This is a genomic window from Candidatus Zixiibacteriota bacterium (assembly GCA_040752595.1).
In the GTDB taxonomy this organism is placed as follows: domain Bacteria; phylum Zixibacteria; class MSB-5A5; order WJJR01; family WJJR01; genus JACQFV01.
The window spans coordinates 1-13,512 of the sequence record JBFMGX010000027.1; the positions used below are offsets into that span (position 1 = coordinate 1).

The 13,512-nt window shown below is 60.3% G+C and carries 16 protein-coding genes and 2 tRNA genes; 1 reads left to right on the top strand and 17 read right to left on the bottom strand.

Going from position 1 to position 13,512, the window contains the following annotated elements:
* Positions 1-92 precede the first annotated feature (92 nt).
* The 5 genes from AB1792_07410 to AB1792_07430 form a co-directional block, all read right to left on the bottom strand.
* Positions 93-419, bottom strand: a complete 327-nt coding sequence (locus tag AB1792_07410; GenBank protein ID MEW5702040.1) for a tyrosine-type recombinase/integrase — start codon at positions 417-419, stop codon at positions 93-95.
* The gene (locus AB1792_07415; GenBank protein ID MEW5702041.1) at positions 416-1,066 is read right to left on the bottom strand and encodes a phage integrase SAM-like domain-containing protein; all 651 of its coding nucleotides are present in this window, start codon (positions 1,064-1,066) and stop codon (positions 416-418) included. The genes AB1792_07410 and AB1792_07415 overlap by 4 nt, the downstream gene beginning before the upstream one ends.
* A gap of 103 nt (positions 1,067-1,169) precedes the next feature.
* Positions 1,170-1,247 (bottom strand) — tRNA-Asp (locus AB1792_07420).
* Positions 1,248-1,324: 77 nt separating this feature from the next.
* Positions 1,325-1,402: transfer RNA gene (locus tag AB1792_07425), tRNA-Val, on the bottom strand.
* A 58-nt stretch (positions 1,403-1,460) separates the two neighbouring features.
* Entirely contained in the window at positions 1,461-1,727 is a 267-nt protein-coding gene (locus tag AB1792_07430) for a hypothetical protein (GenBank protein ID MEW5702042.1), read from the bottom strand.
* 343 nt (positions 1,728-2,070) lie between these two features.
* On the opposite strand from AB1792_07430, the gene AB1792_07435 reads away from it, so the two are divergent.
* A complete protein-coding gene (locus AB1792_07435; GenBank protein ID MEW5702043.1) occupies positions 2,071-2,508 on the top strand; it encodes a hypothetical protein in 438 nt (145 codons plus the stop codon).
* 109 nt (positions 2,509-2,617) lie between these two features.
* Here AB1792_07435 and AB1792_07440 read toward each other — a convergent pair whose 3' ends face one another.
* The 12 genes from AB1792_07440 to AB1792_07495 all read right to left on the bottom strand — a co-directional run bounded on the left by AB1792_07440 (position 2,618) and on the right by AB1792_07495 (position 13,510).
* Entirely contained in the window at positions 2,618-3,214 is a 597-nt protein-coding gene (locus AB1792_07440) for an SIS domain-containing protein (protein MEW5702044.1), read from the bottom strand.
* An 81-nt stretch (positions 3,215-3,295) separates the two neighbouring features.
* Entirely contained in the window at positions 3,296-4,066 is a 771-nt protein-coding gene (locus AB1792_07445) for a geranylgeranylglyceryl/heptaprenylglyceryl phosphate synthase (protein MEW5702045.1), read from the bottom strand.
* A gap of 34 nt (positions 4,067-4,100) precedes the next feature.
* Positions 4,101-6,680, bottom strand: a complete 2,580-nt coding sequence (alaS, locus tag AB1792_07450; protein ID MEW5702046.1) for an alanine--tRNA ligase — start codon at positions 6,678-6,680, stop codon at positions 4,101-4,103.
* Positions 6,681-6,776: 96 nt separating this feature from the next.
* Positions 6,777-7,409 carry a regulatory protein RecX gene (locus AB1792_07455; GenBank protein ID MEW5702047.1) on the bottom strand — a complete coding sequence of 211 codons (633 nt, stop codon included), beginning with the start codon at positions 7,407-7,409 and terminating at the stop codon, positions 6,777-6,779.
* 99 nt (positions 7,410-7,508) lie between these two features.
* Positions 7,509-8,027 carry a transposase gene (locus AB1792_07460; protein MEW5702048.1) on the bottom strand — a complete coding sequence of 173 codons (519 nt, stop codon included), beginning with the start codon at positions 8,025-8,027 and terminating at the stop codon, positions 7,509-7,511.
* A 20-nt stretch (positions 8,028-8,047) separates the two neighbouring features.
* Positions 8,048-8,662 (bottom strand): hypothetical protein, encoded by a 615-nt coding sequence (locus tag AB1792_07465; protein MEW5702049.1) that lies wholly within the window; start codon positions 8,660-8,662, stop codon positions 8,048-8,050.
* 146 nt (positions 8,663-8,808) lie between these two features.
* Positions 8,809-9,243, bottom strand: a complete 435-nt coding sequence (locus AB1792_07470) for a DUF3192 domain-containing protein (GenBank protein MEW5702050.1) — start codon at positions 9,241-9,243, stop codon at positions 8,809-8,811.
* A 128-nt stretch (positions 9,244-9,371) separates the two neighbouring features.
* Positions 9,372-10,436, bottom strand: coding sequence for a recombinase RecA (gene recA, locus AB1792_07475; GenBank protein MEW5702051.1), 1,065 nt, complete (start codon positions 10,434-10,436; stop codon positions 9,372-9,374).
* Between the two features lie 190 nt (positions 10,437-10,626).
* Positions 10,627-11,202 (bottom strand): RNA 2',3'-cyclic phosphodiesterase, encoded by a 576-nt coding sequence (gene thpR / locus AB1792_07480; protein ID MEW5702052.1) that lies wholly within the window; start codon positions 11,200-11,202, stop codon positions 10,627-10,629.
* Positions 11,203-11,258: 56 nt separating this feature from the next.
* A complete protein-coding gene (locus AB1792_07485; protein MEW5702053.1) occupies positions 11,259-12,485 on the bottom strand; it encodes a competence/damage-inducible protein A in 1,227 nt (408 codons plus the stop codon).
* 28 nt (positions 12,486-12,513) lie between these two features.
* A complete protein-coding gene (locus tag AB1792_07490; GenBank protein MEW5702054.1) occupies positions 12,514-12,813 on the bottom strand; it encodes a hypothetical protein in 300 nt (99 codons plus the stop codon).
* A gap of 160 nt (positions 12,814-12,973) precedes the next feature.
* On the bottom strand, positions 12,974-13,510 hold the full coding sequence (locus AB1792_07495; GenBank protein ID MEW5702055.1) for a phosphatidylglycerophosphatase A: 537 nt from the start codon (positions 13,508-13,510) through the stop codon (positions 12,974-12,976).
* Between the last annotated feature and the right edge of the window lie 2 nt (positions 13,511-13,512).

Consider the following 13,512-nt stretch of genomic DNA (forward strand, 5'->3'; position numbering starts at 1 on the left):
ATCGACGGGCATCGCCAGATGGCAGAACTCGTCAACCAGAAATGGCATCTCGCCGCGTAACAATGCCGGATGCCTGAAGCCGAAAGGATACGTCAGGAGATTTTCAACAAGAAGCGGGACGCCGCCTGTTGCACAATTGGGAGAGCAACTCCCGACTTGGCGAGTAAGCTGCCGAAGGTGTGACGCAACGCGTGAATCGAAGTCATATCTTTCACGTGAGCCCTCTTCGCGATTCGCATTAATCGTCTTCGGATATCGCTCGTGAGAGCCGGTTTGCCATCAATTGTGAAGACGTAGGGAACTCCCGGCTTGCGCGTGGCACGAAGGTGCAGGAGAAGGTCTTTCATGTCCGAGTTCATCGGGATATCACGTTCCCCGGTCTTGGGCCTCCAGTCCGCCTTATGACGGATCCGAATCATCCCGGGTCAAAATCAATGTCGTCCCAGACCAGATGCTCAAGTTCTCCACGACGCATTCCCGTGAGGAGGAAGCCAAGGATGATTGAGCGCATGTCCCGGGGGCTGCTTTCGAGCAAAGCCATAGCCTCCTCCCTGGAAAGGAACCGAAGTGGCTTGGCGTCCGTGACCTTCTGGGATTTCACACCGTCCGTGGGGTTCTTTGAGGTCAGCTCCCACTTGATTCCGTAATTGAAGATGGTCCGTAGCGCTTTGATCTCGAAGTTCATGCTCTTCGTCTTTGGTGGACGTGATCCCGCCAATCGGAATTGACGAAACTCCTCGATCACTCCTGTGGTGACGTGTGAGCACAGCTGTATCAAGCGCTTTGATCGCAGGAATTCAGTGAAGCGGTCGACGACATCTTGGTACCGGCGCGCGGATCTGGGTGCAATGTTGGCTCGCGCATAGTCGCCAAAACGCGATAGGAGCACTTCGACCGTCACGTCTTTGCGGTCCAAGCCGTACTCCCCCCTGACCAGCTTACCTTCAAGGTCCCTGAGGATCTCAGTGGCTAGCCGCTTGCTGCTTCCAACGATCTGGCGGACCCGCACACCGTGTCGAGTGGCGTCAACCTGCCAGTTCTTCCCGATTTTTCTGATTGAACCCATATCGACTCCGCGGCCTGTAAGTCAAATCCGCGTCAAATCGATATGGAAAAATGAGGGGCTTATCAATAACTTATTGTGGTTCTTTACGTTAATTTCGTCAAAATGGCGGGGCCGACGAGACTCGAACTCGCGACCTCCTGCGTGACAGGCAGGCGTTCTAACCAAACTGAACTACGACCCCGCGCTTCCTTTGTCCTGATGTGCCACTCTGCAGATCACGTCGCCGGCATTTCCCTGTCGTCCTTCCGGACCCTTCTCTGGTGGGCGGTACCGGATTCGAACCAGTGACCCCCTGCTTGTAAGGCAGGTGCTCTGAACCAACTGAGCTAACCGCCCTGCCGGGATCAAACCCTGTTCTGTCCGACGGCCGCAGACCTACCGCTGCATCGGCAGCTCAACCTTCCGGTTTCGACGCCGTGCCCGGAGTCTCATCCTTGCCGCGATAGAGGATCGCCACCGGCAGGATGACGCAATACCCCACGACCAGCAGGATCGGAGCCAGCGTGATCGACCCCTGCGACAAGGCCAGATACCCGAGCACGATCACCGCCAAACCGGCCAGAAAGATGTAGTAGTTCCTCTTCGTGAACGGGAGCCCCCCGGGCTTCTTTTTCTGCGCCGTGCGACCACGGCCCGGCGATTTGGTATCCGATTGTGCCATCGTCAAGCCCCGTCAAGGAATGCAAAACGCCCTCAAAGTCAAGCGCTATCCCCCTCCACCAATGATACCCCCCTCACCCCGAGTCACCGACGGTTCCATCGGCAGAGTTGTGCGTGAGCATGATCAGGAAGCACAGCGTCTGTCCATAGAATCACTTGGCATGCGCACAATGTGCCTCTGAAGATCCCCGTGTGCGCTCCGATCGGTACATGCCTGACCCGCAACGTGCAAATCGACCCAAGCCGCAAATGGTAATCACTTGACAGTCAATGTGTTAGGTCTTGGCATTGGCCATGCTTTGTCTGACGGTGGAGTCCGTATGCGCGCAAACAAGGGAGGAAGAATGACAAGACGAATCATCATCACCATGACCGTGATCATGCTCGCAGTCGGTGTTCTCTCCGCCACGGCGGAGGCCCATCGCGGGTTTTGGGGTGGCAGATCCAAAGGTATGACCATGAGGGCCGGACGGCACATCACCCTGTCCAAGTACAGAGTCATGCCTGGTTCCCGTCTCGGTCCGCGGAACTGCGTCGGATTCAATCGCACCGAACGTATGGCATTCCACAAGGTCGGTCCGCTTGGTCGCGCCGCCGAGAGAGCTTGGGCGCCACACCGTGGCTTCAATCGCGCCGAACGTATTGCAGTTCACCGGTTCGGCCCACGCGACGGCACGGGATACCGTGCAAGAGCCCTTGGTCGCGGCAACTTCGGACCCGGCGTCTGTGATGGCACCGGGCCGAGAGGTTTCCGGCCGCACGGTCTGCGCCGGAGTTGGTGACCATCGGGTATCAGAAGCAGAATGAGCAAACAGGAGACCCTCCCGTTCACGGGCGGGTCTCTTCTTTCATGGCGGTCTCCGCAGTGCCTGGGCTGTCGACGGGTCCAGGTCAACCGAAGGCGTCCTCCAGCCACTCGCACCACAGATGCAGGCATAATCCATGCACTTCCTGAATGCGCTGCGTGTTGGCGGAGGGGACAACGATGGCACAGTCAACCAAGGGCTGCAACTGACCGCCGCCTTTGCCGAGAAGGGCGACAGTACCGGCCAGCATCTTACGTGCTGCGGCTGCCGCAGCGAGGAGATTGGGCGAATTACCGGATGTTGACAACATCAGGACGAGGTCGCCACTCTGAGCCCGCGCCTCAACCTGACGCGCGAAGATCTGCTCGAACCCGAAGTCATTGGCTGCCGCCGTGAGCGTGGAGGTATCGGTCGTCAACGCGGTCGCCGGCAACGGTCGACGGCGTGAGTGCGCATCCAGCCGCACGACCAGTTCGGTGACGAAATGCTGCGCATCGGCGGCCGAACCGCCATTGCCGCACACATGGATCTGGCGCCCGCGCTGAAACGTATCACGCAGCATCTCATACCCGCGCCACAGATCGGCAAACGACTCGGCGATCAGACGTTCCGCGGCCTGTTGCAAGTCGCGAACGGCCGACTGCGCCATCCGCAAGGCAGTATCACGGTCGAGGGATTCCATCAGTTACCCATAGGGACAATCAAACATGGGTCTGAAGACCCATGGCACCAAGAGAATGGTGGAGTGTATTGCCATACGCCCCTACGTTTCCGCTTCGACAACGATTGCCGTCCTGTGCGCCGCGTTCACAAGAGCGCGCAACAACTCAACCGAGCGGTCGCGTTCCAAGGCGGTACCCACGACCACGAAATCCGCCCCGGCCTCGACGGCGTCGCGACAGGCCGCCGGTGTCTTGATCCCACCGCCGACGATCAACGGAATGGCGATCTGTGCGCGCACCGCAGCGATGACATCGGGCGCAATCGATCGCGCGGCGCCGGACCCCGCTTCGAGATAGACAAACGCCTGCCCCATATACTGTGCACACAGCGCATGATCGCAGATCGCGTCGAGTCCGCACTCCGGCAATGGCTCGGTGTTGCTGTGGTGTGCCACCGATGTCCGGGAGCCGGTGTCCACCAGGATGTACCCGGTGGGAATCGGCTCGATCCCATGGGCGCGAACCAACGGCGTTCCCCGGACCTGCTCCCCGACCAGATAGTCGGGATTCCGCCCGGAGAGCAAAGTCAAGAACAGAACGGCATCGACATGCGGCGACACCTGCGCCGCCGAGCCGGGGAATAGTATCAACGGTAGTTGCGTCTGCCGACGCACACGCGCCACAATAGCATCGAAATCGGGATTTCCATCCTGCGAAGTGCCGATCAGGATCGCAGCGACACCATAGTCCTCGGCTTGCTCCCAACGGGGGTCCGGATGCGCCGGGTCGATCTTGTCAGGATCGAGCAGCCACAGAAGCCGCTGGCCTCGATGTCGAGCGGCAAGGAAACGCTGATGGACAGGACCGATCATGGAGATGGTAGACGGTGCGTGCAAAGCACGCACCCTACGGCTTGATCAGGGAACGGATGTGTTCGATGACCACTGACTTCAATCGCTCCGGATCGCCAAGCGTGATCTTTCCCTGAGCGAAGTCCGGTCTTCCTCCGCCCTTGCCACCCAGATCCCTGGCGACAGCATTGAGAAGCTTGTTAGCGTGGAGCCCTGCCGAAGTGGCGGGCGCGCTGCTGGATGTGACTGCTTCCCCAGTTCCAGTATATATGAAGGTCACACGTGGATCAGCCCACCCCTTGGCTTCATCGGCAATGGCCTTGGCATCGGCGAGCGAACCGTTTTCTACAAAATGGACAAGAAGCTCAACGTTGAGACCAGGCACCTTCTCGTACGTCAGCGTCGAACCCGCGCCACTGGCGAGCCGGCGTCGTGCCTGTTCCAGTTCGCTCTTCAGGGTGCGAATCTCACTCAATGCGGATTCGATGCGATCCAGCACTCGATCCGGCGATGTCTTCAACAACTCGGCGGCGCGACCGATGGTTGCGCCGTCGGTTTGTGCTTTCTCATAAGCCGCCTCGCCGGTGATGGCCTCGATGCGACGTATTCCCGCCGCAACGCCGGTCTCGGCCGTGATACGGAACTGCCCGATCTCTCCCGTTGTCGCTACGTGTGTCCCGCCGCACAGTTCCGCCGAGTAGTCGCCGATCTTCACCACGCGCACGATGTCGCCGTACTTCTCGCCAAACAACGCGGTCACACCGTCGGCCAGCGCCTTCTGGTGCTCGGTGTGATAGGGTGAAAGCGGCGTGTTGGCCAGAATCTCCCGGTTGACGATCGCTTCAACTTGTTCATTCTGTTCCGATGTCATCGGCCCAGTGTGGGCAAAGTCGAAGCGCAAACGATCCGGTGCCACCAGCGACCCGGCCTGATGAACATGATCGCCAAGAACGATCCGCAGTGCCTTGTGCAGGAGATGCGTGGCAGTATGATTCCGCTGGATCATCCGGCGGCGCGACGCATCGACCGTGGCGGTGACCGTCTGGCCAACCGAGCCACGCGCCTTCCCCCGCACGACCCGTCCATGATGCACGATTGCCCGATCGACCTTCTCCATGCTCTCGACTTGGAAGGCGAAGTCATCGCCGCGCGTGATCTCGCCTGTGTCGTCGATCTGCCCGCCGGCTTCGGCATAGAACGGCGTCCGGTCCAGGATGATCGCCGTCTCATCATCGGCAACCCAGAGCAGAGTCGCGTCGAGCGCGAGGGCCTCGTAGACAAACTGCGATTCATAATGCAGCCCGCCCGCCTTGGAGACCGTCTGGTCCTTGAACGCCGCCTCGGCACGCGAACGGGCACGTTGATCCGCCAGCGCCTTCTCGAAGCCGTTTACATCAACGGTCAGACCCGCCTCGCGGGCCAGAAGCTCGGTCAGATCGAGCGGAAAACCGAAAGTGTCATACAGACGGAAGGCCTCGTCGCCCGGAATCACGCCATTGGACGCCTGGGCCTTCGCCGATGCGAACCGCGCCAGCCCGGCATCGAGCGTCTGATCGAACCGCGCTTCTTCCGCTTCGATGACGTGCACGACATGATCGCGGCGGGTCCTGATCTCGGGATACGCGTCGCCCATCAGATCGATCGCGCGATCGACGAACCGGTGCAGAAACGGCTCATGGTAGCCGAGCGTGGCGCCGTGGCGTGCGGCGCGACGCAGGATACGCCGCAGCACATACCCGGCGCCGTCATTGCCGGGCATCCCGCCATCGGCAATGGTGAAGACCAACCCGCGCAGATGATCGGCGCAGACCCGATGCGGAACTCCATTCGGACCCGGGTCGTAGGCGACACCCGAATCCTGAGCGAGCGCCTGGACAATCGGCTGAAACAGATCGGTGTCGTAGTTGGTGTGTTTCCCCTGCACCACCGATACCAACCGCTCGAATCCCATCCCGGTGTCGACCGACGGCTTGGGCAACGGTAGCAGTGATCCGTCCGGCTGCCGGTTGAATTGCATGAAGACCAGATTCCAGATTTCGAGATAGCGGTCGCAGTCGCAGTTGACCGTGCAGGTCGGTTGCCCACACCCATACTCTGGACCGAAGTCGTAATGGACCTCGGAGCACGGTCCGCACGGGCCGACGTCCCCCATCGACCAGTAGTTGTACTGTTCGCCGAAGCGCCGCACGCGATGTCCCAACTCCGGTGCGGTCTTGCGCCACAGCGCCTCGGCCTCGTCATCGTCGGTGTAGACCGTCGCCCACAAACGCTCGACGTCGAGTCCCATGACCTTCGTCAGGAATTCCCACGCGTATGCGATCGCGTCCTTCTTAAAGTAGTCGCCAAAGGAGAAATTCCCGAGCATCTCAAAGAACGTGTGGTGACGCGGTGTGACGCCGACGTTCTCCAGATCGTTGTGCTTGCCGGAGACGCGAAAGCACTTCTGCGAGGAGCAGGCGGTCGTGTAGGGGCGCTTCTCCTGACCGAGAAAGACCAGCTTGAATTGGTTCATCCCCGCATTGGTGAACAACAGCGAGGGATCATCGCGAATCAGGAGCGACGATGACGGCACCACGGCATGGCCGCGGGCCGCGAAGTAGTCGAGGAATGTTCTGCGGATGTTGGCAGCGGTCATGACGTGTCCCGGGAATTCCCAAAACGCACAAATAACGCTCCGGGAGAAGAGAACGCAAGATTCCCGCTCTGGTTTCCCGTTCACAGAGCGCCACGCTCAGAGCCACTCGGGGAAATGCGCCGCCAGCACGGCGCGGACGTCATCATAGGCGAAACCGCGCCGGGCCAGAAAACTGAGGAGACGGTGCTTGACCTTCTCCTTGTTGCCACCGGAGGCAGTCAGGCGGGGCAGCCGGGCGGCGATCAACTCGCGCAATGCCTCGCGTTCGTCCGTCGGCGTGTACTGTCCTATCGCCCGACCAATCTCGGATTCACCGATTCCCCTCTGTTTCAATTCATATACAAGGGCCAAACGCCCACGGGGAGAGAGCCGTCGCCGCGTCCCGACCCAGGCATCGGCGAACCGCGCATCACTCTGCAGACCATCGGCTTCGATCTTCCCCAACACCGCGTCGATCAAGGCCGGGGAAAACCGCTTGCGTCGCAACCCGGCCGCCAACTCGGCGCGCGACCGCTCACGCCGGGCCAGAAGCGCAATCGCCGCCTCGCGAATGGCTATCATCTCCAATTCCCGACGCCGCTCCGCCGAGAGAACCTCTCCCTCGGTCACGTCCTGCGCGAGAATGACCTTGCGCGACAATTCGAACGCGTACATTCCGTCGATGTACACACGTACGCGTCCCGGCCGGGCAGGATGGGTTGAAAGGGCGGTGATGGTGGATTCATGCATGAGAAGCTCTTTGTGCCACGGGTCTTCAGACCCGTGTCTGGCAGTCCTCCATGGTGGAAAACACGGGTCCAAAAGAGACCCGTGGCACCAGATTGGGGATCAGCTGATCTCATCCATCGCCAAATCGTAGTCTGGCCATCCGGCCCAGAAATGCGCGCTCGACCAGCGCCATTCAGTTGCCTCGGCAACAAGTCCCCTTCTCACCGGGTTGTTGTGAATGTAGGCCGCCAGTTCAGTGGCTCTGCCCGGGTCAGAGACGTTTTGATCAAACCCCGGTCCTGCCTGCCAGAATGACAGCGCGGAGTAGCCCGTTTCCTGGAGGCGATTCAACGCATGAAAGCCCACGTTCCGTTTCAGTGCACGAAGAAACTCCGAAATGGAGTGATCGTCCTTCCGCGGACGAACCAATAGATGAACATGGTCGGGCATGATGACATAGGCCCACAGATCGTATTCGAGCGTGTCGCGGGTCGTCGCGAGTTGTCGTACGAATAGAAGCCGGATCACGTCGTCGACAAGCAGCGGGCGCCGCTGATAACAGGAGAATGTCAGGAAGTGCGCGTGACCGGGGACATTGTAGTGCCGGATCGTCTTCCTGTGTGCTGGTTGCGTGTCCATTGCGAGGTCCGGACACGGGTCTAAAGACCCGTGGCACCAGGGATGTCCGAAAGGCGCAGCATGTTGATGATCTGTTGATCCGTGTACTCGCCCGTTAGGAAAAGTTCGTAGACCTGATCACCTTTCGAGTTCGGCTCCTTCAAGTAGCCGCGGTTCGACTTCCACATGGCCAGCAGTTTCGTTCGGACTGTATCTACGCAGGTCTCGAATTGCCCTACCCATTCGGGATTGCTCACGGTCGAATCTGGGTCTTTCTGGTGATGTAGATAGGTGTTGATGCGATCCCAAGAACTGCAGACCCACTCGAAATCAAAGGGAACATTCGAGCGTGTCAGACCGTTGGCCTGAAGCAGGAGCCTCGTGAAACGCAGCCGTTTCTCAAAGTCAGGGTCGACGCGGCGGATCATCCGAAGAACGACCTTCGGCTGATAGTCGCTTCTCCTAAGGTAGAGGTCGGGCTTCTTGGGATTCAGAACGAGCACCAGAAAATCTACAAGCGTTCGTTCCAAAGCACAACGCACCTCGAACGCAGCGTAGAATAGGTTCTGCAAGGTGTCCGTCTCTCGGAGCTTCTCGGCGCGCGTCAGGTAGCCGGTCGTCGTTACTTGGTAATCATCCGGTGCGTGAATGTACACCCCCTGCCACGTCTCCCGTCTCGTGCCACGGGTCTTCAGACCCGTGCGCCTACATGGTGGACCGTGCCTTTGCAGTTGCATCCGAGGCGACGACTGACACGGTGTGTTCGTTCATCGCGCTCCGACCAGCCGCACTCGAAACGCTGTCAACGAAAACGGATCTCATATCGAGTGATCGACTCCTGCAAGAAGCTGTGGCCCCATCCCAGCAGCCGGCCCTCCTTGAAGACAAGCGGAACGAGTTCATCATCCGAAATGGCACCGTCTTGCCGCTTGAGCTCAGCGTAGTAGTAGAAGACGTCGAGCGTATCCCGCGCGCCAGCATATATTTCGGTCTTGTACGGATTGCTCAGCACCTGTGTCTGTCTCCGGGGGTTGAGGGGCCCGACCTCCCACTTGTTGCTGATCTCAACAACCTCACTTCCCATTGCTGCCAGAGCCGAGTCTTGCGACATTCCCACTTTGAGCGACTGGAGGCGTATCCGGTTCCTGGCCCGAAACCGCTCCATCTGAGCTCCCATCCCGGCGCATCCCAGCAGAGCCGTCAGTATAAGTAGCAAGGCCATCGTGTTCTTCATCATCCACCCTCCAACTCACTCTGCCCCTTTGCCATAGAGATGCTGGCGCCACGGGTCTTTCCGATCCGTGATTCTCACTCCGATCTTCTCCGACACGGGTCTAAAGACCCGTGGCACACATGCGAAACGTGCTATTTCCCCTTTACGCCTTCCACCTCCACCACCGGCGCCGCCTTGATCATTCCCAACTGTGTGCGCACCTTGCGGTCGATTTCGGTGAAGAGCTCAGGATTGCCGGAGAGAAAGGTGATCGCTTGCTCGCGTCCCTGGCCGATCCGCTGATCGCCATACGAATACCACGAGCCGGACTTCTCCAGAATATTCTCCTTCGCCGCCAGATCGAGCAGGTCGCCGCACTTTGAGATCCCTTCGCCGTAGATGATGTCGAACTCCGCCTCGCGGAACGGCGGGGCGACTTTGTTTTTCACGACGCGCACACGCGTGCGGGCGCCCCTGACCAGATCGCCATCCTTGATCGAGGCGATCTTGCGGATGTCCATGCGCACCGTGGCGTAGAACTTCAGCGCGTTGCCGCCGGTCGTGGTCTCGGGATTGCCAAACATCACGCCGATCTTCATGCGGATTTGATTGATGAAGACGACCGAAGTCTTGGACTTGGCGATGGTGGCGGTGAGCTTGCGCAGCGCCTGCGACATCAACCGTGCCTGCAACCCCATCTGGGGGTCGCCCATCTCGCCTTCAATCTCGGCGCGCGGCACAAGTGCCGCCACGGAGTCGATCACGATCACATCGATGGCGCCGGAACGGACCAATGTCTCGGTGATCTCCAACGCCTGCTCGCCGGTGTCGGGTTGGGAGATGAGCAGATTGTCGAGGTCGACCCCGAGCTTGCGGGCATAGGTGACATCGAGCGCGTGCTCGGCATCGATGAACGCCGCATTCCCACTCGACAGTTGCGCCGCCGCGATAATCTGCAGCGCCAGCGTCGTCTTGCCCGATGACTCCGGACCATAGATCTCGATCACCCGTCCGCGCGGCACGCCGCCGACGCCGAGAGCGTGGTCCAGTGAGATCGAGCCGGTGGAAATCGTCTCGACCGTGGGGTCGGCAGTCTCGCCGCCGAGACGCATGATCGATCCCTTGCCGAACTGCCGTTCAATCTGCATCACCGCCGACTCGAGGGCGCGCTTCTTACCGTTGTCGGACGGCGGCGGCTGCACCGGTGTCTTTGCCATGGCTTCGTCCTTTGCCCCAGCCGTCGCCTGCGACGGGCCGGTCTCTATGGGTTCGGATTCGCTCTGTTTCCAACCGACAATCAAATCGCTGTCGCCCGGTCAGTATACCAGCGGAAAAAGCCGCTGGCAAGCGGAATCTGAACATTTGTTCAGATTTCCCCAAATGGCAGCCGGGCTTAATGGCAAGGGGCTAAAGCCCCATGTCTGCCGGTTCTTGCAGCGCAACGCTTGAAAGGACCGAATATGCAGCGCCTTTGGGGGAGAGAATCGAGCGCATAAGATCGATCTCACGGACGGGGATGGGGTCGGAACGATAGCTCATGTGAGAGGCGGCCTTGACCAGGCGATCGGCCGGGCCGGGTTCACGCAGGCGTGCCAGAGTGATATGGGCGGAGAACGGACGCGCCTCGCGGGCGAATCCCAACGGCGCCAGTTGATCGTCCATCGCCGTGGCCAGCGGCTTGAGAATATCGAAGCCCGACTCGATCGCGATCCAAAAGACACGTGCCTTGCGTTCGTTGGGGAAGACACCGAAACCACCGAGCCGAATCTCGAATGGCCTCGCCCCGGCCGTGGCACGCGCGATGGCATCGGTGATCGGTTGCACCTGATCTTCGCGGATTTCATCGAGGAATTTCAGGGTCAGATGCAGATTGGTCGCCGGTACCCAACGGGCCGGTGGCCCGGCAGGTCGCAAACGATCAATGATGGCATCGATCTCGGCCTTGACATCATCCGGGAGATTGATGGCGATGAAAGAACGCATATGTCATCCGTAGGGGCACGGCGTGCCGTGCCCAAGGGCGACCCAACGGGTCGCCCCTACACAATCAGGCGCAACCGCAACATGTTCAACGCCGCCTGCGCGGCACGGGCCCGGATCATTTCACGATTGCCGAGGAAACGGAACTCCTCCGCCGTAGTGGTCGCGCCACGCATCGACAGGGCGATCCACACGAGGCCGACCGGCTTCTCCGCTGTTCCACCATCCGGACCGGCAATGCCGGTGATACTGAGGGCGCAAGCGGCACCGGTGCGGGCACGCGCGCCTTCGGCCATGGCCCGAGCCACCGGCTCAGACACCGCGCCGTGCGCGTCGATCAACCCCGCGTCGACACCAAGCAGATCAATCTTCGCGCGGTTGGCATAGGTGACAAACGCGGCGAGCATATAGGCCGACGATCCGGGAATATCGGTCATCCGCTTGGCCGCCAACCCGCCGGTGCATGACTCGGCCAGCGCCAAAGTGAGTCCCCGCTCCCGCAGTAACCTGGCCAGCACGTCCTCCAGACCGATATCCTCCTCCGCATAGATCGCCGGCCCAATCAGCGGCCGGATCTCGTCGGCGAAACTCGCCAATCTCAGCGACGCATCCAAGCCGACCGCCGTGACCCGCAAGCGGACGCCGAGCTCCGACGGGAGAAAGGCGACCTCCAGATCGGCGTGCTTCTTGATCGCCGCTTCAAGGGTCTCATAGAGCCGCGATTCTGGCCACCCGGTGGTGGACCAGACAAACGAGGCGGCTGTCGATTTGGCCTGCGCGGCGATGCGTGGAACAATGTAATCGGCGACCATCGGACGCATCTCGCGCGGCACGCCGGGTACCGCGACCAACGTTGACGTGCCGGTGGTTAGGAGAATTCCCACCGCGGTGCCGACCGGATTGGGGAGTGTCTCGACGTCGCGCGGCAGGAGTGCCTGTGCTTCAATGAGCGGTGTCAATGGACGACCGACCCGCGCCAGACGCTCCCTCAATTCCACCAGAATTTCATCGCGGAGAACCAACGGCCTGTCGAAGACCCGGGAAATCGCGTTCTTGGTGACATCGTCATGGGTCGGTCCGAGACCGCCGGAGACAATCACCCACTCGGCATGGGCCAGCGACTCGCGCACTGTCGCGACAATCGTCTCGAGATCGTCGGGGATGGAGATCTGCCGCGCCAGACGCAGACCGGCGCGCGCCAGTTGATCGCCGATGAACGCCGCATTGGTGTTCAGCGTCACCCCGGACAGCAGCTCAGAACCGATGGTGATGAGGTCGATGGTCATGGGGTATCAGGTGCGCAGAAGACGGCAGTCATTTCCACGCGATTGCCAAAGCTTGGATGACGTCTTTGTTAGAAGTACTGATGCTCCCTTTTCCCTCGTAGACGCCACCGGAAACAACAGTCTCAGTTGTCAGACCCTGAACGATGATGGCGTCGGCTCCAGCTTCCCGCGCCTTCTGCTTAAGCAACGACATCATTTTCTCGGGGGAAGAGGCGATCTTAGAGCGGGCTCGGACCTTTATGATCCCTACTTCAACAAAGGGCTTCTCGGGACGTTCAGACAGTACTTCTATGCGATCGGCAAGCTGCATGTCGGGTGGGTCATTCATGGGGAAGAACTTGACGCTTGGACCGCATGAGCCCAAGAAGGCTACGCCCAGCAAAAACCCGAGTAGGCTTGTGCGTCTTCTGTTCGTCACAGCATTCCTCCCATCGCAGTGCCCCACCCGAAGGGTGGGAATCCATCGACGGGCACGGCACGCCGTGCCCCTACAGACCAAACCACGCCGGCCATATCAATATCAGAATCCGCACGGCAACATTCGTGTACACCGCCGCCATCAGATCATCGGCGGTGACGCCCCAGCCGCCGGGGAGATTCTCGAGACGGCGGGTCGGAAACGGTTTCCAGACATCGAAGATGCGGAACAGCACAAAGACCGGGACAATCGTGTGCCAGCGCGACGGCAGACCCAGAAAGCAGACGAAGACGCCCGCCCACTCGTCGATGACGATGCGCCCCGAGTCGTGACCAAAGATGTCCTCCGCCGCACCCGAGGCCCAGATCGACAGCATGATCACCGCGACGGTGCTGGCGGTGTAGACAATATCGTTGCCGGTCTGAAGAAGCCACCACGCCAGAAACGTAGCGGGAATCGTTCCCCACGTCCCAGAGTAGGGACGAATCAAGCCGAAACCAAAGCCGGAGGCCAAGAGCGCGATAAGCGGACGCTCTCGCCAGCGCTCCCTGGGAGGCATCGTGGTGTCGGCGCCTTTGCGCCAGCCGGTCTGTGTGCCGATGGACATGG